The sequence below is a fragment of the Vibrio sp. 10N.222.49.C9 genome (assembly GCF_041474985.1).
GTDB classification, from domain to species: domain Bacteria; phylum Pseudomonadota; class Gammaproteobacteria; order Enterobacterales; family Vibrionaceae; genus Vibrio; species Vibrio crassostreae_C.
In genome coordinates this window covers 1-287 of record NZ_JBFRVD010000588.1, presented here as the reverse complement: position 1 = coordinate 287, position 287 = coordinate 1, and the positions used below count along the sequence as shown (strand labels likewise).

Annotated in this window: 1 protein-coding gene and 1 pseudogene; both read left to right on the top strand. The window is 44.3% G+C overall.

The genetic code is table 11. The annotated features are described in order from the left end of the window. Nucleotides 1-117: pseudogene (locus AB4585_RS24615) on the top strand (F0F1 ATP synthase subunit B); the annotation flags it as partial. Between the two features lie 11 nt (nucleotides 118-128). Continuing rightward, nucleotides 129-287, top strand: a 159-nt coding sequence (locus AB4585_RS24610) for a F0F1 ATP synthase subunit delta (protein WP_372171376.1), incomplete at its 3' end; no start/stop codon positions are given.

Genomic DNA, 287 nt, shown 5'->3' with positions numbered 1-287 from the left:
GAACTTCAGGCGAAAATGGCAGACGCAGTAATTGAAAGTGCACAGAAGTTGATTAGTAAGAACCTGGATTCAGCAACGAACCGAGCTCTGGTTGATCAATTGATAAGCGAAATCTAAGCGGAGGCAATATGTCAGAGTACACAACTATTGCTCATCCCTACGCCAAAGCATCGTTCGACTTTGCTTTGAGTGAGAACAAGTTACAAGAGTGGCAACAAATGCTGTCAATTCTTGTAGCTGTGGCAGAAGAAGAAACCATCGCGGGTGAGATTTCTTCAGCAGAAGGT